Consider the following 21,776-nt stretch of genomic DNA (forward strand, 5'->3'; position numbering starts at 1 on the left):
TTTTCTTAAAGACTACTTACTATTTTGAGACCATTCTTCAACATCCCAAACTTTTGTGATCCAATCTTCATAGAAGTCCGGTTCGTGACATACAAGGAGAATTGTTCCTTTATATGCTTTCATAGCCTTCTTAAGTTCCGCTTTTGCTGTAACATCAAGATGGTTTGTCGGCTCATCAAATAATAGCCAGTTACTTTCCTCACCCATTAGCTTACATAAACGAACTTTTGCTTGTTCTCCACCACTTAATTGACTTAATGGGCGAGAAATATGTTCATTTTTTAATCCGCATTTTGCTAACATCGCACGAATTTGATGCTGGTCTAGGCCAGGGAATGTATTCCATACATCATCAATTGGTGTTATATTATCAGCTTTAACTTCTTGTTCAAAGTATGCAGGCTCTAAGAAGTCACCAAGACTTGTTTTACCGCTTAAAGGTTTAATTTTACCTAAGATTGTTTTTAGCAACGTTGATTTACCAACACCGTTACATCCAACAATAGCAATTTTTTCACCACGTTCAATCGTCATTGATAGCTTTGGTAGTAGAGGATGCGTATATCCGATTTCTACATTTTCACCTTCAAAGACGAAGCGACTACTTGCGCGACTTTCTTTAAATGAGAATTCAGGTTTAATCGCTGTTTCTGGGCGATCAATAAGTTCCATGCGATCAAGTTGTTTTTGACGACTCTTTGCACGACCTGTCGTTGAATAACGAGCCTTGTTCTTTGCAATGAAGTCTTCTTGCTTTTTGATAAACTCGCGCTGTTTTTCATAAGCGTTTATATGTTGATTTTTATTGATTTCTGCTAGTTCTAGGAATTTTTCATATGTCGCTGTATAGCGTGTCATTTTTGTGAATTCTAGATGGAAAATAACATCAACACATTTGTTCATAAATTCCGTATCATGAGAAATTAATAAGAATGCATGTGGATATTCTTTCAAATAATTTGTTAACCAATGAATATGTTCAACGTCTAAATAGTTAGTAGGTTCATCAAGCAATAACACTTCTGGCTGTTCAAGTAATAGCTTTGCAAGCAATACCTTTGTACGTTGTCCACCACTTAATGCTGAAACATCACGATCTAAACCAATTGCATCAATTCCAAGACCACGTGCAGCCTCTTCAATTTTCATATCTAGTAAGTAGAAACCACCTGCTTCAAGTGCATCTTGTATTTCTGCCATTTGCTCAAGAAGTTCTTCTAGTTCTTCTGGTGTAGCAGTTCCCATTTTTTCTGTAACTTCATTTAAAGCTTTTTCCTTTTCGAATAACGGTAAAAATGCATCCGCTAGTACGTCACGGATTGTACGCCCAGGTGTTAAAACAGTATGCTGATCTAAGTAGCCGTAATGTGTGCCCGGTGTCCATTCTACGCGACCTTGGTCATGAATAAGCTGACCAGTAATGATATTCATGAATGTTGATTTACCAACACCGTTTGCACCAACTAATCCAACGTGCTCACCTGCTAATAATCGCATAGATACATCTTTAAATAATGTACGATCGCCAAATGTATGTCCTAATTTTTCAACTGTTAATAAGCTCATAGTATCCTCCGTCCAACTTGAAATAGTACCTTGAATCATGATACTAAATTCTTTCATATAATGCTATCATTTCAAAATGTATATTTTTTCAAAAGAAGTGTTTGTAAATGTTAGTATATAAAAAAGTTACTTCTCCTACAGAAGTAACTTTTTGGTTATGCCTTTTGTTTAACTTCACTAACTTTCTTTTCAGCTACAATAAAATGCGGTCTACGTTTTGTTTCATAATAAATACGACCGATATATTCACCAATAACACCTAGGAATATGAGTTGAATACCGCCAATAAATAGTATAGCGGAAATGAGAGTAAAGTAACCAGGAACTTCCACACCACCGAGGATGATTTGAACGAACGTAGTGATTACGTATAAAAGTCCTAAAATGGTTGTTAGTAATCCAAGATATATAGATAGACGTAACGGTTTATTATTGAATGAAATTACACCATCAATTCCATAATTTAATAATTTCGAGAAGGTCCATTTACTCTCTCCATCAGAACGTAATACATTTTCATATTCAATGATTAATTCGTTATAACCGATCCAAGAAAATAAGCCCTTTGAAAATCGGTTGTATTCACTTAAAGATAATAAAGAATCTACTGCTCTTCGACTTAAAAGTCTAAAGTCACCAATACCGTCTACTAATTCAATATCTACAAATTTATTCATCACTTTATAGTAAAGACGAGAGACGAAAGAGCGAACGGGTGAATCACCAGTTCTTGTTCTTTTTGCAATGACTTGGTCGTAGCCGTCGTTATATCCTTCTAACAGTTCTTTTATTAACGTAGGAGGGTGTTGTAAGTCAGCATCCATAATAACAATTGCATCGCCTGTAGCATATTTTAAACCAGCTAACATTGCAGCTTCTTTTCCGAAGTTTCGACTAAATGATATGTAGTGTACCGATGAATCTGCACTAGCTAAATCACGTAAAATATTTAAAGTATCATCTTTACTACCATCATTAACAAAAACAAATTCATAATCGGTAGTTAATTTATGAATTTCAAGGGAAGTCTCTGAATAAAAGGCTCGAAGCACCTTTTCTTCATTGTAGCATGGTACAACTATTGAAAGGGTCATGTTTGACACTCCTTGTTTGTAGTGGATTAAAATAATATTTAGATATTATTTTAGGAAGCTATCTAAATAGATAGCTTCATGATTCATTAAGTGCTCATTATTGCTTTTTAAAAGAAAATTTTCGTCGTGCTTTTGGATTTTTGAAAATTAGTAAAGCTATACAGATAATTAGTGAGATGATTGATATAGTCATACCTAATTTGAAGTAAGGTGTAACGTAAGTCATTTCGATTACATGTGAACCTTTTGTAATTGGAACACCGATAAAGGCAGAATTCGCTTTCGTAAATTCTGTTTCTTTCCCATCAATTTTTATAGTCCAGCCTTTACTATATGGGACAGATAGATATAAGAGCCCGTCTTTATTTGATTTGATATCCCCTTTTAAATAATTGTTCTTATAATAAATATTTTCAAGCCTATTTTCAGTTAGTTTTTTTGTTTCTTTTTGTATACTTTCATAGTTTACAATATTTGCTTGCAAGTCACCTAATTCATACTCACCTGCCATATCAATAGAGATAGTTAGGTTTTCTGGACGCTCATTGCCCAAATTGTAAACAAACCTTTCTAACGGATAAGAGTATGCACCAGCATCGTCCCCTTTTCCTATCGTTTTTCCATTAACAGTTGCATTGAATGTGCCTGCATTTTTTAATTTTAATTCTATCAGTAGATCACCAGGTGTATCAGGATAATTGATAGGTACAATCATATTTCCAAAGCCATGAACAATTAGTTTATTTTCTTGTTTTTTCATGTTTTCGAATTTTGCTTTTTCCGTTTTAATAGATACTGCCTTTGATTTAAGGTCTTGTTTATTAAAATGGTTTAATGAAAATTCTTTTGTATTATTAACGACAACAGCATGTAATAATAATTGATCACGCTGAGCGAAGTTTAATTTAGAAAATTCTTCTTCACTTATAGCCGAATCATATACATATCCTAACGGTAAAGCATAGTCATTTTTGTAAATATTATATGGTCCTACTTGCTGTAATAGTTTATATCCATAAGGTACATTCTTTGAATCTGTATCAGCACTTAATACGCGATATTTTATACCTAGCATATTTTCGAGTAGTAGTCGACTATCAGCTTGATAAAACATTGAAGGTGTATCGTACATTTGGAATACGCCATATTTATTTTTCATAAAGTCATGGACATAATAATTAACCAAGCTTTGATACGTACTTACGCCATGATATCCTTGTAGCATTGGTGTGTTATATTCGCTATATGGATTAAGAATACGATAAAAGTCTTTATCATTTTCTTGTATGTAGCGAATTGCAGCAATTTCTTCTTGATTATCATAGCCTGGTTCGTGTAACTTTTCAGTTGAAATCTGGCTCTGTCCGTAAACTGTGCTAAGTATATTATTCGCATACATATAATTCATAGAAATTGTGCTAACGAGTACGTTCAATACAACTAAAAATTGTATGAAAGGTTTAGAAATATAACGCCATAAACATACTGTAATAACAGAAAGAACGACAGTTCCGAGTAAAATGTTATCAACGTCTTGTAAAGGTTTATCAGTTACATTTATATTTGCCTTTCTATAAAATGCATAAATGAATAATCCAATAGACACTAATAAACTTATTAAATAAGGTAATTTGTAGTCTTTCTTATGAATAATCATCCAATCTAGAATGTATGCAATTGTTTGGGCAATTACAAATACAAATAAATAAAACCATCTAGATTGCATTGCTGAAAAACCATTAAACATAGAATATGTATATGGAAGCATAAACAGAATGAACATGAATAACGTAAAGAATACTTTATTCTTTACGAGTTTATCACGTATAAACATTCCAAATACGATTAAGAATAAAATTAAAGCTGGTAAAGCTAATTGATGATTTTCAGCATTATACATGAAGAAAATATTTTCCATTAAATCTTTATAAAATTTATCTTCAAATAATAATGGTATCTCAAACTTTTTTGATAGTCGATCAGCGCTAAATACGGCATTAACTGATGGGAGGAAGCAAACGGCGGCTAAACCGAGTGATAATCCGTACAATAAACCGATTCTAATATAATAAGTTAGAAAAGAGACAATCGTTTTATTTTGTTGTGTCGCAAAGTATTGGAATAATGCATAAATAAATATGAAAATACTTGTGATAAAAGCAAAATAAAAGTTTGATGCTAACATTAAAGTAGCAGCGATTAGGAAAAGGCCGTGCTTCTTTTCAATAATATATTTATCAAGTCCCCATATTACTAATGGTAAAAATACAATGGCATCAGCCATGAAATCCCATAGTAAAGAGTGGCGGATGAAAGTAATACAGCCACCATATATAATAGCAGCAACAAAAGATGAGAATGCTGTTTTATTATGGTAACGTAAAGAACCATACATGAATACCATAGCTAAAAAGTTTTTTAAAATACTCATGTATAATTTCACGTCATATACTTGCTCAAGACTTAGTTTAGGTAGTAACAGTGTAATCCAGAAAAACGGTGATGTGCTGTAATAATAACTAAACTCTCCAAATAAATCTCCACCTAATCCATAATCAAAAGACCAAAAAAGGTTGCCATCTTTAAAGGCATGTTGTAGAAGAAACGTAAAAAAGCCAAATTGACGTAACGCATCCCCTGTACCAGAAAAGGCTTGATTAGATGTTAAAAAGAAATAATGAAAAGCAAAAGCGCACAATAATAATATTGGCATAATTATCATTGTTTTCTTGGAAAAGAATTTATTATTCGGCTTTATGCTCATAAAAATTGATAATCCTCCTTTGAAAGTCGTTACATGTAACAACTAGTTTTTAGGTAGCATATAAAAACACACCAATTTTTAAAGGTGTGTTCTTTAGTTTTAACATGAGAAAATATATATTTTTGTTGAAGCATATATATTTTTACAAGCGTTGAAGTTCATAGTTTACATGTAATTTAGTATAAGGCATTTTCAGAAAGTAAGTCAATTTGAGCTGGAATATATAGCATTTTTTTACTGAAGAAAAATGATGGTATATAAAAAAAGCAAAAAGCTTTTCCATTTTTAAATAGGAAAAGCTTTTTGCTTTTAAGCATGTTTGCGAATGAGCTTTTGTTTTATAAACCCTAAAACAAATCCACGTATTTGAGGATCAATTCCAATTCCAATTATACCGTATAGTATACCAGTAAGAGTTAAAGCAATTAGTGGCGGTAAGTTGATTAATGCAATTCGGTATATACCGTAACTAATAATAAAGGCTAAGGAATTAAATATAACTCCTTTAACTAATAATTGCATGCCTTTACGAATAAAGAGGGTAAATCCGATTAATAGTGTAATTTCGGTAAGGATAGCTGCGGCAGCTGCTCCCATCATTCCATATTTACTACCTAATACAATATAACCTATGATGGCAACAACTAATCCAATAGTCATTGTTGTTGCACGTTTCCATTGCTGGCCAATCGTTGTTAAATTATCGGCTAGTGGATAGTTAATTGATTGTAAAATAACCATAAACGCTAGAATAGCAAGAGCGTCACCGGCGGGAGCGTATTCTTCTCCTAATAAACTAACAATCCAGAAACTTGGATCCGCAATAAAGGGGATAGAAATTCCCATTCCTAAAAAAGACATAAGTTTTAATTCAAAACTTGATAATTTTCTATGTTCTTCAATATTTTTCTCATTACCAAAAGCAAAAAGCCTTGGATAAAAGGCCGCTGCAATTACCCCAGGTATTTGATATAGTACAGCAGGTATTTTAGATGCAGCACCAAAGAATCCAACTTGATTATACGTTGAAACCTTTTCTAATATAATAGGGCCCAATTGTGGTAAGAGCATAATGATGATGCCATTGATTGTAAAAATAAGTAGTTGATCTAAAATGCCTTTATCCCAACCCTTATGGACCTTCGTATAACGTATTGTCATTATAAAGGCGATAACACCTGTTACAAGACTAGATACCCCGTACATGGCAGCAACCATCATAAGTGACCATTGGAAAGACATCCCTAGTAATAGGGCAGCAGCAGCAGTTACACCTTGTAGTACAGAAATAATAGCTGTAAATTGCATGCGTTCTGTTACTTGGAAGTAAGCCATTCCAACACCTTGTAAGGTTGCTCCGAACATTGTTGGTAGAACAACCCAATATACCATCGCGCGTAAGTAAGCATCGGGATAGAAGAACTGGGCAAAAATAGCGAAAAGTACAGAAATTACGATAGCTAATATTAAACGAATACGTAAGTAACTACTTATTAGCACGCTAATATTAGCATCGCTTCTCGTTCCTTCACGCATAAACGTATGTGTCAAACCTGCATCTGTAAAGTAACAAATAACAGCTGAAACTGCTAACGCAGTTGTAAACATACCGTAATCACTTGGAGAAACATATCTTGCAAAGAAAATTGTTGCAATAGCCAGTACAAAACGGACAGTAATGTTTCCTACAAAGAGGTAGGATGCGTTTTTTAGAATTTTATTTGTTTTCATGAGAAAAGACCTTTCTATTCTTTAGGACCCGGTTAGCTTGTCCTATTTGTAAATTTAATTTGTTCACAGAAAGCGAGAGTATCGTTATATTTTCAGTTTAAGAAAACAGAAATTTAATTCGTATAAACCAAAGCATTGCATATAGTTTTTTACTACGCTTTCCATTCTTTGAATAGATTTTACGGCAATATTTTCTTATATCTTTTTTGATTAATTGAACTTGTGATTTATCTAATCGAGAGTTTTCTTTAATATATATACAAGCGTTATTGATGACTGTATAAGGGAATAAATAAGTCTCAAGAATCTCAATCAGTGACTGAGGGTCTTTCGTAATGAAGTCTTGAGATTTATTATGTACCCAATCTTTCATACGATTGAATACTTCTAGCTCTTTTGTTGTTTTTAATTCATAATCTTTATACTTAGAAGAAAGATTTCCTTCTGATAAGATTCTATAATAAGTTAAGTATTCATCGACATAACATACATTTGTCACACTCATAAGTTTAAATAAAAACTCTAAATCTTCGCCCCAACTACATCCTGGTGTAAAACGAATGTAATGATCCATTACGATGGATCGTTTGAAAATCCAAGTACTTGTTTGAGCAACAACTTGATGTGTTAGGAATGCTTTTGCCATATCACCTTTAATAAAGTTTGTTGTATGTTCAACCTTCTCGCCTGTTTCTTCGTAGAAATTCATATAACCACAATAGCACGCGTCCATTTCGTTTTTATGCATACTTTCGACTTGCTTCTCAATTTTAGTTGGATGCCATAAGTCATCACTATCAAGAAAAGCGATATATTCTCCGCTAGCATTTTCGATACCTGTATTACGGGCTACCGAAACACCTTGGTTTTTTTGATGAACGTATTTTACTTGCCCTGGGTATTTTTCAGCAAGGTTTTTCACAATAGAAGGTGATTGATCTTTACTTCCATCATCTACAATTACAATTTCAATGTTTTTATATGTTTGATCTAGTATTGACTGCATCGTTTCTTCAATATATTTTTCCGTGTTATACAGAGGTATGACAACAGAAACAAGTTGCTTTTGTTCCATCATAGAATTTTTATCTCCTCAAGTTTTTTATGTCTTGCATCATATATACAAGCCTTTTGGAAGGAAGAAGATTACAAGAACATCTGTATAAGTTTAACGCATATAAACTTTGTAAATCAACTTTCTATTGTTGTACTTTGTATAAAAAGTATTTATTATAGAACGTATTGTGTTGTAAAAATATAGAAATATATTTTGAAAATTATGTATCTGAAGGGAGAAGATGAGATGTTAGGGCGATTTACTCGCAAATCTAATATAATCCTTTTAGGGATTATTATGATAGTCGGTTTTGCACTTCGTTTTGCAACTTTACAAACACATGGTGCAGATCTATCTATAGCTAGCGATGATATAGGTTATCAAAAAACGGCAAATATTTTATTGGAAACAGGGATGTTAACATATCATGAACCAGATAAACCAACGATTCATATTATGCCGGGTTTTCCAGCTTTATTAGCTGTTGTATTTTATTTTTTTGGAAATGGCAGTGAAGGTCTTTTTGTAGCAAAATTAATTATTATCCTATTAGGGGTACTTAGTATTTTGCTAACTTATAAGATTGGTACTTATTTATTGAATTCTGCTGCAGGATTAATAGGTGCTTTCTTATTAGCTGTGTATCCTCCAGAGATTGTTATGGAAAATTTAACTTTAACAGAAGGACCGTTTCTATTCCTTTCATTAGGATTAGTATATTGGAGTTTAAAATTAGCTGATACTCATAAAACGAAACATCTTCTGATTGTATTAATTTTCTACTTTTTAGCACTGTACCTCCGTGTACAAATTGCCTTATATCCAATCTTACTATTTGGGTATCTTTTAATGAAACGCTACCCATTCCGTATTATGATGAAGCAAGCGATTATAAGCATAGGAATAGGACTTATCGTACTTGGACCATGGTGGGCTCGCAATTACATTCAATTTGATAAATTTATCCCACTAACTGCTGGGGCAGGGAATCCGTTATTACTTGGAACGTATCAAGGGAAAGGTTACCCAGAAGGTAAGGATATGGGGGAACTTGAAATAGAGTTACATGCAAAATACCCTAATCTTGAAGCACATGAATTTATGGAATTAGAAGAAAAAATAGCGATTGATAAAATGAAGGAATGGTGGAAAACTGATAAGGAATCTATGATAGAGAGTTATTTAGTTTTGAAGCCAGAAATTCTTTGGAAAAAACCGTATTATTCTATAGAGCATAATATTGAAGTATTCAATGTTTCTGCAAAGGATATGAATGAAATATATAATTTTATTAAGACGACGTTTTTAATATGTACAGTACTTTCATTTATTTTCCTTTTAAAAAGGTGGAGAGAGACTACATTTTTATGGTCAATCCTTTTATTGCAAACAGCTTTAACATGTTTTTATGTTGCATATGAACGATATGCATTACCGTTAATACCATTCTTATTTATTATAATTGGAGTTGGGACCGTGGCAACTGTTATGAAAATTAGTAAATTATTAATTAGAAAAAAATAGTTTGCAATAAAAAACATCTTAATTTTTTTAAAAAATTAAGATGTTTTTTTGTATATATTCATATTTAAATAGAAAACTATTCTTTATCGGTTTCAGGTTGCGTTACTTTTAATTTTTGCTTTAATAACGCATAATCTTGCGTTAACGTTACAAGTTGATGATGTAATTTAGAAATTTTTCTTGTTAAGTCAAAAATTAATATGAAACAGAATAATAGTCCAAATAAGAATAAAACAGATGGAGGATATTCTACGTGTAATAGTTGGCCAATCCAATTTATAATTTTTTCAGTAGAACTTAAAATAGCCATTGCAACACAAACAAAAATCCATAAAATAGCATATTTAGTTTCTAAAGCTCCACGACGAATGGAATTAATAATTAATAAAAATAATAATAGAATGAAGATAAATGAAAAGGTAATTATAGGCATTTATTATCAACCTTTCACAATTTTTTGCATCAATATAGCAAGGCTTACTTTAATCATGTAATATGCAGATTTAAGAGGTGTGATAGAAGATTGTCCCCCTTGACGCTCTTGCATATTTACGGATATTTCATTAATGCGTAATTTTTTCTTTTTTAAATGAATAAGGACTTCTGGTTCTGGATAATCTTTTGGATAATTATGTGCAAAAATCTTAATTACTTCTCTATTGATAGCACGATACCCAGAAGTTGGATCCATAAAGGTTTGTTTTGTTAGTACTTTCAGTAGAGCAGTAAAATAAAAAATACCAATTCTTCTAGAAATACTACCTTTATAGGCTGTTTTCTCTGTAAAACGTGAACCTAGCACCATATCGCATTGGTCTTCAGCAATAGGTTTTATAATTTTGTACAAATCATCAGGATTATGTTGCCCATCAGCATCGAACTGAATCGCAATATCATATCCATTCTCATAAGCGTATTTATAACCAGTTTGTACAGCTGAGCCAATACCTAGGTTATATGGTAAGTTCACAAGGTGAACAGGAAAATCATTTACGATTTGAGCTGTTTTATCATGTGATCCATCATTAATAACGCAAATGCTTAATTCTGTAAAATGCTGTTTTAGTTTTAATAATCTTGTTAATGTATCTGCAATTGCTTCTTCCTCGTTATACGCAGGAATAATAATTAACGTTTTTGGTATTGAAATTGGTACCTCAATAGACATTATCGCACCATCCCTTATATACTTAATTATATTATAGTTATTTTTAAACGAACCTTATCTAATATACCATTAATAGTATAGCAAAATAAAGGAAAAACTGGTGGATTATTTTAGGAGACAAACAGTAAATAAAAGATAAGAGGTGGAATTTTTTACAATAAAAAATACATGCAAGGATGAAATAAACCTGTGCATGTATGAAGTGAGAGTATCGTATTATATATTCCATGGCTTACTTAAAGTTAAAACTTCAGCCATCTCTTTACTTTTTAAACGTCCCTTTTTTCGGTTTTCCGCGCGTTCTAAACCGGTTGTGTGTAACCAATGTTCTTCTTCAGTTTCAGGAAGTACTTGTGGTACGGATGAAGGTTTTCCATCTTTTATTGCCACAAATGTAATGAAGCAAGTAGCAGCAATTCTACGCTCGCCTGCTAATAAGTTTTCTGCGATTACTTTTACGAAAACTTCCATTGAAGATTTCCCTGTATAACATACAAATGCTTCATAACAAACAGAATCAGCTTGGTGAATTGGAGTTAAAAAATCAACTGAATCAATAGATGCTGTTACGCAATGTTTACGACTATGTCTTGCAGCCGCAATTGAAGCAATACTATCAATTTCTGCTAATAATTTCCCTCCAAAAAGTGTTTGGTGATTATTTAAATCGTTAGGAAAAACACGTGTTGTCTTAATTGCTTTAGATTCTCGCATGAATTTCTTTTCCATATATTCAGCCCCTATAGTCTGTTTTCAATCAGAATAATATGTGTAAGCAGATTACTCATATTAGATATTTAATGAAGTAAAGTGTATTCCAAAAGAGGATTATTTAAACTTCTGTATTTGTATTCATGTAACTGAAAGAAAATTTATTTTATCTAAAATGTAGTGTAAAAGAGGATTCGCTTACATTGCAAGTAAAAAGTAATGACTATGTATTTGTCATAGAAATTCCCTATCAGCCGTGTACCCATTCATGATAGAATCGTTTTGTTATGAATGGAAATAGAGGTGCAATGGACATATGAATCATATACAAACAAATTTTTCATCTTTCTTCAATAAAATTACAATCGGTGCGATGCTCGCATTTTTTGTTTATAGTTGTTGGGCAGCATTTGAGACAAGTAAGCAATTTTTTGGAGGAAGTACAACAAGTGTAACAATCATATTAGCAATTTTCGTCATACTTATTTTGTTAGTGGCATCAATTCTACAATATCGTTTTACAGATAAACAATTTCTTATTTTTCTTATAAGTATATCTATAGTTGTGAGGATTAGTATGCTGTTATTTGTAGATGCTCCAATAATTGGTGATATGAAAGTGATGTATGAGTCTGCAAAGCAGATTGCAATTGGTAATAATATAGGGACTGTAACTCATTTGCCTTTTATTATATATGAGTCGGTAATTATTCGTATATTTGGTGATTCATTATTCGCTTTACAACTATTTAATGTGTTATTTTGCGCAGGAACCGCATTTTTTATTTACCGTATTGCAGCAATGGTTTTTGGAGAAGAATGCGGTCGTATTGCTTCTATCTTTTATGCTCTGTATATTCCAAATATATTCATGAGTTCCGTATTAACTCCTGAGTCACTTGCAATATTTTTATTTTATTTTGCTTGTTACATACTTTTATATAAAGGATTAGATCATCCTTATATGTGGGTGTTTTCAGCGATTTTATTTGCATTTAGTAATATGATTTTCCCAATGGGATTATTTCTTCCTATTTTTATCACGTTATATGTATTATTAATCGAAGTATTTCAATCAGCAACGAAACAAAAGGTGTTACTAAAGATGATGGGGATACTTATTCTATTTTATAGTGCCCATTTTGGTGTGAATTATGGAATTAAGACAATGGGAATGTCACAATATACGATTGCGAATGAGACGTATGTTCAATCTGTTTTAATTGGAAAAACGCAACATGAGGAAAAAATATCGAAAAATCAAAGTGTAACAGAGCATATTGATCAAAAGTTAAAAGAGATTGAGGGAGAAAGATTTAAACTTTTAGAACCGATGATAAATCAGTTTTCAGATGAGGGGATAAATTCTATTCTTTTCAAATATGAAAAACTGATATATATAGCCGTAACATTGTTTATGACTATAGCTCTATTACACTTCCTTATTAAGAAACAACAAAATGAGGGATATATGTTGTTCTTATTTTTAATTAGTGGATACGTATTGTTAAAGCTCTTCCAAGTAGATATGGCATATTACAATGTAATTATGCCAGCATTGTTTATTTTGCAGAGCTTTGGTGTTTATATGAGTTATGTGTATTGTCAAAAAATATTTTTCAGAAAATAAAAAGAATCCATTCTGGATTCTTTTTTTGATGGAAGATGAAATTTAGTAGTTAGTACAGATGAAAAGTATGCTTGACTACTAAATTTCATCTTATCGATTTAGTTCTAGTTGCAAATTATCGGCTGTTAGAGCCATTTGTGAGGAATCATCTTGAATTCCTTTCATTACTTGTGAAATAGCTTGTAGTTCGTGTTCAATTTTCTTATTCTGTTCTTTTGAGTTAGACATATCTTTTACGATTTCTTGGAAGTATCGATCTGTTGCCGACATACTATCTGTTCCTTCCGATACGAGAGAGCTAATTTGTTTCACAGAAGACGAGACACGAGTAATTTGTTCATTTGTTTTTTCGACGAGCTTTGTAACGTTAAATATAGATTCTTTCGTTTGCTCTGATAATTTTCGGATTTCGCCAGCAACAACAGAAAACCCTTTCCCAAATTCTCCAGCACGTGCCGACTCAATAGCAGCATTTAGTGCGAGTAAATTTGTTTGCTCCGCAATCGATTTAACAATATCTATGATTTCATTAATTTTGTTAGAAATATTGAGAAGTTCATGAGTATCTGTAATAATCGTTTCCATATTCATTTGAATAGATCCCATTCGTTTGTTTTGCTGGTTTAATTGTTCTTTCCCTTTATTCGCTTTTTCTTCAGATGTTGTAGCTAATGATGTACCTGTTTTAGCAATCTCTACAATAGTTTCAGATTTGGCGGTTAGTTTTTGAATAGAAGAGCTTGTTTTTTCAGATACAGCAGCTAGTTCTGTTGCGATATGCGTAATTGTCATAGCAGTTAATTCTTTTTCTTTCTCATGCTCTTTTTGCATTCTTTCATATTCAGATTCATAAGCTGCAAGAACAAGTTCTTGTTCAAGAGTGAATAATTTATTTATAACATTTATAGAATATGAAAAATCATCGATTGTCGTTATTTTTGTTTGCAAAATCTTCATGATAGAGCGGAATAATTCTTGATAAGCAGCAGTATACCATTTTCGATGTAAACCAATTTGTACATGCCTTTTGGCAATCCTAACACGCTGTTCAATAAAATCTTCATGCATATTGCCGCTGAATAATTCTTTAATATGTGTTTTTAAAGTTTGTTTTAGTTTTGGAATAGAGCTGTAACGCTCAATAATAGTAATTAAATTAGGTTGTTTTGTAATGTTGGCATAGAATTTTTCAGTAATCCAATCAATTTCTGCATAAATAAAAGGCTGTAGTACTTTTACAACTTGTAAATCTTCTTTTGAAATATGTAGCATATCCATTTGAATTTTTAATTCAGAATTAGTAGGTACATTAAAAGTTATTTGTTGGTTCTTACTTAATTCGATTATACTGGCATTTGTTTTATTAATATTTTTTTTGAAAACCCCAAGCATCATTCTTCCCCCTGTATATAAAACGTTTTCAATTTTAAAACTAATATAGAGTAATTATATATGCTTATATATAATTACTCTATATTAGTTCGTTGAATAGTATATAAATTAAGAGAATTCTATCTAGAATTCTCTTAATGGCCTTTATTAATTTTAGCATGTGTTTTAAAGAAAACAGGGAAATGCACATTATATATTACAGTGACGACACGAATAACGAATGTTACTAATAAACAAACATAGAAAGCTAATACGTGCGCCCCCATAGCGTGTGTGATTAGGAAGCTAATTGCTCCTAAGATAGAAGCGATTGCGTAAATCTCTTTTCGGAATACGTAAGGGATATCTTGAGCACAAATGTCACGCAAAATACCGCCTCCAATACCTGTAATGACTCCCATTGAAACAACTAGAAATGAGGCGTCAACATGATGTGACATTGCCGCATTTGCACCAATAGCTGTAAAAACGCCTAAGCCAACAGCATCAGAAAGCATAATAACGACTTGAAGTTTATTGATACGCTCAAAAAACATACAAGTAAATAATGCTGATAATACACTTACGAAAAAGTAAATGGGTTTTACAAATGCGACAGGGGGCAGGTTACCAATCATGATATCACGAATAATACCGCCGCCGAGCGCAGTGGCTACAGCTAAACAAAGGACACCAAATAAATCTAAATCTTTTTTTAAACCAACTAATGTACCAGAAATGGCAGCGGCGATAATGCCAAGAAACGTAAATATATCGATTAATAACATGGCCTTAATCCCTTCCTCTTAAAGATGTTCCAGAGAAAAAATATACACTAAAGTATTGGAAATAACAATTACTTTTCGCTACATGTAGAAAAACGGATAAAATTCATAAAGAAAGCGTTTGAAAATGTTTGGAAAATAACCATAAAGTAATCTGAAAAAGATATGAAAAGATTAATTTTACATTTTTTGATGTTGTTCATTTGGTAAAATATTACAATTAGAGGTGGGATGTTTATATTTGTATAAAATGATAAAAAAATATGTATATACTGACAAAAATAAGGGGATGGTTGTTAGATAGATTTTGTAAAAATAGGGGAGTATAGCTAAAGGACGATGATTTCTATTACTTATTAATACTTGTCCTGGCTAGTTTTAGCTGGAAAAATAGTTCTCGATTTGAATATGAGTTATGTTATAATTGCTAGGTGTGTTTGAATGATAAAAAATTATGATTAAAAGATAATGTTAAGATTTTGTATGGAGGTCTTGGAATGTTAGCAAATCAAGCTAGGGTTAGATTTGAGCATTTTTTGCTCTTTTTTATTATTTTACAGCCTGTTTTAGATTTATTAACGTCTCTTAGCATCACTTTATTAAAGTCAAATGCTACCGTTGGAATTTTAGTAAGATTCCTTATTATGGCTGTTGGTGGTATTTACATTTTAATTCAGGCAAAAGAGAAGGAAAATAGAAAGTTTTTAATTTATCTTATATTATTAGCCGGAGTTTTAGGGATAGGGTTTATTAATAACAAACTAGTTAAAAATCCTATTGTACTTGGTGAAGAGGTTAAATTTGTTGCGAAAGCATTATATATATATATCATGCTGGGATCATATATTTTAGCTTTAAAATCATTGAAAAAGACAGTTAATATTAGTGATAAGGTTCGAAATAGTATTGTATATTCTACATTAATCATTAACGCAATTATGGTTATTTCTATTTCAACATCTACTGACTTTGGTAGTTATGAATGGATGAAGGTTGGTTCTCGAGGTTGGTTCTATGCAGGGAATGAACTAGGTTCAATCTTAGCTATTATTTTCCCTATTGTGGTACTATATTCTATTCAAAAAACAAAGAGCTGGAAACACATTTTATATTGGATTCCATCACTTTTAATGATTTATTCGCTAATTCAAGTCGGTACAAAAGTTGGAATGGGCTCAATTGGTGCTACGTTAGGGGCAGCAATCGGAATCATTGTACTACAATTATTATTTGATAGAAAAAATCCGAACAAAAAATCCCTTACGCTTAATGCAGTAATTGCTATGGTCCTATTAGCTGGTGTAGTTGGGACGTTTAAACAAACACCATTAGCACAAAATATGGGTATTCACAATAATTATTTATCAGAGCAAAATGTGGCACAGCAAGGTCAAAAAGAAAAAGAAATTAAAGAGAAGCTGAAAAAAGAGCAAGAACTTAAAGCAAAAGAAGAAAATCATCATAAAGTTGAAAAGCCAGAAGAAAAGGCGAAGATAGAAGAGGAAGTTAAGAAAGAGCTTGAGAAAGAGCAAAAGAAAGAAAATCAAGAAAATCTTATTTTCAGTGGACGTCAAGTATATGAAGAAAGACATAAGCAGTTCTTTAAAGAAGCGCCAATGTCACAAAAGTTATTAGGAATGGGTTATGCAGGTAACTTTAAATACAATGAACAAAAGCAGCCAGATCCAAAACTAATTGAAATGGACTTCCATGATTGGTTTTATGATTTCGGGATTATTGGCTTTGTATTACTAATGATTCCATTTATTTATTACGGGCTAAGAATTTTACTAGCATTTGCTACGAGATTTAAGGACATATTCAATATAAAATATGGAATGATTTCAGCAAGCTTATTGTTAGCGTTAGGTATTGCTTATATTGCAGGACATATTTTAACAGCACCAGGAGTTGGGATTTACTTTGTAGTGGTGTTAGCTTATCTAATAGTAGACCTAGAAATTGAATGATAAAAATAAAAGCTAACTTTTGTTAGCTTTTATTTTTTAGTACAGTAAAATAAAAATAGATGGAAACGTAGCGAGGATTTAAAGGAGGAAAAAATATGAGAATATTGCATATGAATGCAGGAGCAGAAGATGGGGGAGGGAAAACACATATTATTTCACTTCTCGATCAGTTTCCAACTGGTGAAGTAGAATTAGCAGTATTTGAAGATGGAATTGTTGCGAAGGAAGCAAGGGAGTTAGGGATAAAAGTCCATGTGTTTTCACAAAAATCGCGCTATGATTTATCCATTTTAAAGAATATAAGTGAATTTATTAATAAAGAAAAATTTGATGTAGTTCATACACATGGCCCTAGGGCTAATTTCTATGTTTCTTTAATGAAAAAGAGAATAAAGGCAAAATGGGTAACGACTATTCATAGTGATCCATTTCAAGACTTTACTAAACAGGGCTTAAAAGGTTGGATTTTTACGAAATTAAATTTGAAAGCCTTAAAAAATATAGACTTATTTTTCGTTGTAACAAATAGATTGAAAAAAAGCCTGGCAGCATTAGGTATTTCAAATGAAAAGATGCATGTTATTTATAATGGAATTGAATACGATAAGGAAAAAGCAGAAGGCTATAATAAAAAAGAAATGTTCAATATTGATGAAGATGTATTTACGGCAATCCAAGTAGCACGATTACATCCTGTCAAAGGACATGAAGTTTTATTCGATGCGTTACAACAAACAAAATTAGAGAAAATTAAAGTATTATTAGTTGGCGATGGCCCATTAGAAGAAAATCTAAAGTCATTAGCTACTGAAAAAGGGATTAACGATAAAGTAGAGTTTTTAGGACATCGTCAAGATGTAAAACAATTATTTGCGTCGTCACATGTAAATTTATTAACTTCCCATAGTGAAGGGTTCCCACTAGTTTTATTAGAAGCGGCAAATCAACGCGTACCATCAATTGTGACTAGGGCTGGAGAAATTGAACCATTAATCGTAGATGAAACTTACGGATGGATTGTGCCAACAGGTGATGGAAAGGCATTAGCATTAGCTTTAGAAGAAGCGTATGATAAGTGGAAAACTGGAGAGTTAGCAGCAATGGGTAAACATATTTATGAGCATGCTACTATGAACTTCTCACTTCAAAAACTATATGAAGATACAAAGGAAACATATAAGCAATTAATAGCGAAAAACTTGTAATGATAGAGAGGATAGTTAACTATGGCAGTACAAACAGTTGATATTCTAGGCGTTCCTTTTTCTACAATGACAATGGATGAAACGGTCCAATATTTAAAAGAACAACTAGAAGCGGAGCGAATTCATACGTTTCAGGTAGTAACAGCAAACCCTGAAATTGTTATGTGCGCAAAAAAGGATGAAAAGTTCTATCAAACATTATTGAATACAGATTTAATTACACCTGATGGTATTGGGGTTGTAAAGGCAAGCGGGATGCTTGGTACACCTTTAAAAGAACGTGTAGCAGGTTTTGATTTAATGTGTAATTTACTTGCGAAGTTATCAGAAGATAGTAAGCCGGTATCTGTTTTCTTATTAGGTGCAAAGCCGCATGTTGTACAAGCTGCAGCAGATCATTTAACAAAGACATATTCAGCTGTATCCATCGCCGGTATACAAGATGGTTATTTTAAACAAGAAGACGAAGAGAATATTATTTCTCGCATTCAAGAAGCAAAACCAGATTTATTACTTGTTGCACTTGGTTTCCCGAGACAAGAGAACTTTATCCAAAACAATAAGCATCGTTTAGAAACGAAAATGGCTGTTGGAGTGGGTGGAAGTTTAGACGTATGGGCTGGAGAGGTAAAACGTGCACCAAAATGGATTCAAGCGATTCATTTAGAGTGGTTTTATAGATTATGCAGTAATCCAACACGCTGGCGTCGTCAGTTAGTATTAGCGGAATTTTTAAAAGAAGTAATGCGTTCGAAAAAGTAGCGAAATATCGCTGCTTTTTTTATTTGTTCATTTTTAATAAATTGAAACTTTAATCAGTGAGGCATCCCCACTGATTATTAGCTCTCACCAATCGGGATAGACGTTTTACTTTTTGGGAATGATGAAGGAGAATTTTTTACACAAAAGTATTTTACTTATACAATTCACACGTGTAAAATTATGTGTAAAGACACCTGTTTGAGGAGGACTTCTAGTGGGCAAGGTAAAAGAAATTTCGAAGCGCAAACTACTTGGTATAGCTGGGCTTGGATGGCTATTTGATGCAATGGATGTTGGAATGCTTTCATTTGTAATGGTAGCCTTGCAAAAGGATTGGGGATTAAGTACGCAAGAAATGGGCTGGATAGGCAGTATTAACTCAATCGGTATGGCAGTAGGAGCGCTTATTTTTGGGATACTATCAGATAAAATAGGGCGAAAATCAGTCTTTATTATTACATTATTATTATTTTCTATCGGTAGTGGTTTAACTGCATTAACAACAACACTTGCGATGTTTCTCGTTTTACGCTTTTTAATTGGTATGGGGCTTGGCGGAGAGCTTCCGGTTGCCTCTACACTAGTATCAGAGAGTGTTGAAGCGCATGAGCGTGGGAAAATTGTTGTTTTATTAGAAAGTTTTTGGGCAGGTGGATGGCTAATTGCAGCTCTTATCTCGTATTTTGTTATTCCTAAATATGGTTGGGAAGTTGCGATGGTATTGAGTGCAGTTCCAGCATTATATGCTTTATATTTAAGATGGAATTTACCGGATTCCCCAAGGTTCCAAAAAGTTGAAAAAAGGCCATCTGTTATTGAAAATATAAAATCAGTTTGGTCTGGGGAATATCGTAAAGCAACAATTATGCTATGGATTCTATGGTTTTGTGTTGTTTTTTCCTATTATGGAATGTTCCTTTGGTTACCGAGTGTAATGGTGCTAAAAGGATTTAGTTTAATAAAAAGTTTCCAATACGTACTTATTATGACATTAGCTCAACTTCCAGGATATTTCACAGCTGCTTGGTTTATTGAACGTCTCGGTCGTAAATTTGTTTTGGTTACGTATTTAATCGGGACAGCTTGCAGTGCTTATTTGTTTGGGGTTGCGGATTCATTAACAGTATTAATCGTGGCAGGTATGTTACTATCCTTCTTTAACTTAGGTGCTTGGGGAGCATTATACGCCTATACACCTGAGCAGTATCCAACGGTTATTCGTGGTACAGGTGCAGGAATGGCAGCAGCATTTGGTCGTATTGGTGGTATTCTTGGGCCACTATTAGTGGGATATTTAGTTGCCTCAGAAGCTTCACTATCATTAATATTTACGATTTTCTGTGGATCAATTTTAATTGGTGTATTCGCTGTAATAATACTTGGACAGGAAACGAAGCAACGAGAATTAGTATAAAGTGAAAATTTAAACGTATCCTGGATCGTTTATCATCCTACACTACTCGGCTCTTTATAGGCAGTTAGTACGGGATAAAGGGGGAGAGGAAACCGAAGTGGTTTCCTTTTTTCTGTTTTTTTAGATAAATAATGGTATAGTAAGAAAAAGGGATTATTTCTTATAAAAGCGAATGTATACAACAGGACATATGGACAAAGAATTAGGTGGTTGAAGAAATGAAAATTTTACTGATTATGGAAGAGGCAGAAGAGAGAAGAGAGTTAGCTGAAAATTTCACTGAAAATATGAGAAATGTAGAATGTTTTGAAGCAAAGACAGGAACAGAATCTTTATTTATGATGAAAAAACATATACCAGACTTTGTTTTTTTAAGTTCCAAATTACTAGATGGTACTGGTTTTGAATATGCAAGTTTATTACGAGAAATAAATTGCTATACAAAATTTATTTTTGTAGGTGAAAACATAGAAGAATCTATTACAGCTTTTCGTTTCCAAGCATTTTATTATTTATTGCGACCATTTCGTGAAGAAGATTTACAATTTCTTTTATATAAAATAGGTAAAGAACAAGGTGAGAAAGCAAAGAGTTATTTGCGAAAACTACCGATAGAAAGTCAAGAGGGCATACGATATATTCTTCCAGAAGATATCGTATATGTAAGTAAAAATAAAGAAAATAAAACTGTTTCAATTTACACAACGAATAATCAGTATATTTCAACATATACACTTCAGGAATTAGAAAATAAGCTAAATGCATATGATTTTTTACGTGTACATAAAAGCTATTTAATTAATATGTCATATGTAAAAGAACTGAAACCTTATTATAATGGCACGTATAATTTGTATTTAGATAGGTATGATGAGCAACCGATTCCAGTCAGTCGTAATTATGTAAAACGCCTTCGAAATAACATTGAATTATAGTAGATAATGAGAGTATTTTAACATGATAAACTGAAAATCCTTCATGATAGGGAGGATTCAAGTTAAATATTCAGAAAATTTAGTACAAT

Annotated in this window: 17 protein-coding genes and 1 pseudogene; 7 read left to right on the forward strand and 11 right to left on the reverse strand. The window is 32.4% G+C overall.

The features are described 5' to 3' along the window. Nucleotides 1-12 precede the first annotated feature (12 nt). From HMAS_RS20945 to HMAS_RS20965, 5 genes are all read right to left on the reverse strand, one after another. On the reverse strand, nucleotides 13-1,566 hold the full coding sequence (locus tag HMAS_RS20945; protein WP_000055410.1) for an ABC-F family ATP-binding cassette domain-containing protein: 1,554 nt from the start codon (nucleotides 1,564-1,566) through the stop codon (nucleotides 13-15). A gap of 155 nt (nucleotides 1,567-1,721) precedes the next feature. Next, complete coding sequence (locus tag HMAS_RS20950; RefSeq protein ID WP_000175825.1) at nucleotides 1,722-2,660, reverse strand: glycosyltransferase family 2 protein; 939 nt, start codon at nucleotides 2,658-2,660, stop codon at nucleotides 1,722-1,724. 97 nt (nucleotides 2,661-2,757) lie between these two features. Further along, entirely contained in the window at nucleotides 2,758-5,424 is a 2,667-nt protein-coding gene (locus tag HMAS_RS20955; protein WP_025709648.1) for a YfhO family protein, read from the reverse strand. A gap of 309 nt (nucleotides 5,425-5,733) precedes the next feature. Then, nucleotides 5,734-7,155, reverse strand: a complete 1,422-nt coding sequence (locus tag HMAS_RS20960) for an oligosaccharide flippase family protein (protein WP_046393130.1) — start codon at nucleotides 7,153-7,155, stop codon at nucleotides 5,734-5,736. Nucleotides 7,156-7,252: 97 nt separating this feature from the next. Then, on the reverse strand, nucleotides 7,253-8,233 hold the full coding sequence (locus HMAS_RS20965; protein ID WP_114555755.1) for a glycosyltransferase family 2 protein: 981 nt from the start codon (nucleotides 8,231-8,233) through the stop codon (nucleotides 7,253-7,255). Nucleotides 8,234-8,458: 225 nt separating this feature from the next. Between HMAS_RS20965 and HMAS_RS20970 the strand changes: the two genes are divergently transcribed. Next, on the forward strand, nucleotides 8,459-9,736 hold the full coding sequence (locus HMAS_RS20970; protein ID WP_000901470.1) for a glycosyltransferase family 39 protein: 1,278 nt from the start codon (nucleotides 8,459-8,461) through the stop codon (nucleotides 9,734-9,736). A 76-nt stretch (nucleotides 9,737-9,812) separates the two neighbouring features. Here HMAS_RS20970 and HMAS_RS20975 read toward each other — a convergent pair whose 3' ends face one another. From HMAS_RS20975 to HMAS_RS20985, 3 genes are all read right to left on the reverse strand, one after another. After that, nucleotides 9,813-10,169, reverse strand: a complete 357-nt coding sequence (locus tag HMAS_RS20975) for a DUF2304 domain-containing protein (RefSeq protein WP_001121767.1) — start codon at nucleotides 10,167-10,169, stop codon at nucleotides 9,813-9,815. Between the two features lie 6 nt (nucleotides 10,170-10,175). Then, nucleotides 10,176-10,904, reverse strand: a complete 729-nt coding sequence (locus HMAS_RS20980) for a glycosyltransferase family 2 protein (protein WP_000021476.1) — start codon at nucleotides 10,902-10,904, stop codon at nucleotides 10,176-10,178. Nucleotides 10,905-11,120: 216 nt separating this feature from the next. Further along, on the reverse strand, nucleotides 11,121-11,633 hold the full coding sequence (locus tag HMAS_RS20985) for an acyl-CoA thioesterase (RefSeq protein WP_000412120.1): 513 nt from the start codon (nucleotides 11,631-11,633) through the stop codon (nucleotides 11,121-11,123). A 298-nt stretch (nucleotides 11,634-11,931) separates the two neighbouring features. On the opposite strand from HMAS_RS20985, the gene HMAS_RS20990 reads away from it, so the two are divergent. Beyond that, nucleotides 11,932-13,245, forward strand: coding sequence for an ArnT family glycosyltransferase (locus HMAS_RS20990; protein ID WP_116345004.1), 1,314 nt, complete (start codon nucleotides 11,932-11,934; stop codon nucleotides 13,243-13,245). 90 nt (nucleotides 13,246-13,335) lie between these two features. Here HMAS_RS20990 and HMAS_RS28435 read toward each other — a convergent pair whose 3' ends face one another. The 3 genes and pseudogenes from HMAS_RS28435 to HMAS_RS21000 form a co-directional block, all read right to left on the reverse strand. Next, entirely contained in the window at nucleotides 13,336-14,076 is a 741-nt protein-coding gene (locus HMAS_RS28435; RefSeq protein WP_370512974.1) for a methyl-accepting chemotaxis protein, read from the reverse strand. A gap of 15 nt (nucleotides 14,077-14,091) precedes the next feature. After that, a pseudogene (locus HMAS_RS28440) lies at nucleotides 14,092-14,640 on the reverse strand (protoglobin family protein); the annotation flags it as partial. A 131-nt stretch (nucleotides 14,641-14,771) separates the two neighbouring features. After that, a complete protein-coding gene (locus HMAS_RS21000; RefSeq protein WP_000924371.1) occupies nucleotides 14,772-15,404 on the reverse strand; it encodes a trimeric intracellular cation channel family protein in 633 nt (210 codons plus the stop codon). A 494-nt stretch (nucleotides 15,405-15,898) separates the two neighbouring features. On the opposite strand from HMAS_RS21000, the gene HMAS_RS21005 reads away from it, so the two are divergent. The 5 genes from HMAS_RS21005 to HMAS_RS21030 all read left to right on the forward strand — a co-directional run bounded on the left by HMAS_RS21005 (nucleotide 15,899) and on the right by HMAS_RS21030 (nucleotide 21,687). Continuing rightward, entirely contained in the window at nucleotides 15,899-17,371 is a 1,473-nt protein-coding gene (locus tag HMAS_RS21005) for an O-antigen ligase family protein (RefSeq protein ID WP_116345005.1), read from the forward strand. Between the two features lie 95 nt (nucleotides 17,372-17,466). Beyond that, a complete protein-coding gene (locus HMAS_RS21010) occupies nucleotides 17,467-18,576 on the forward strand; it encodes a glycosyltransferase family 4 protein (protein WP_001221227.1) in 1,110 nt (369 codons plus the stop codon). A 21-nt stretch (nucleotides 18,577-18,597) separates the two neighbouring features. After that, entirely contained in the window at nucleotides 18,598-19,338 is a 741-nt protein-coding gene (locus tag HMAS_RS21015) for a WecB/TagA/CpsF family glycosyltransferase (RefSeq protein WP_000290745.1), read from the forward strand. A gap of 214 nt (nucleotides 19,339-19,552) precedes the next feature. After that, nucleotides 19,553-20,752, forward strand: coding sequence for an MFS transporter (locus HMAS_RS21025; protein ID WP_000521077.1), 1,200 nt, complete (start codon nucleotides 19,553-19,555; stop codon nucleotides 20,750-20,752). A gap of 218 nt (nucleotides 20,753-20,970) precedes the next feature. Further along, entirely contained in the window at nucleotides 20,971-21,687 is a 717-nt protein-coding gene (locus HMAS_RS21030) for a LytR/AlgR family response regulator transcription factor (protein WP_000698256.1), read from the forward strand. Nucleotides 21,688-21,776: the final 89 nt, after the last annotated feature.

The sequence above is a fragment of the Bacillus sp. HMA207 genome (assembly GCF_003402455.1).
GTDB lineage: Bacteria > Bacillota > Bacilli > Bacillales > Bacillaceae_G > Bacillus_A > Bacillus_A cereus.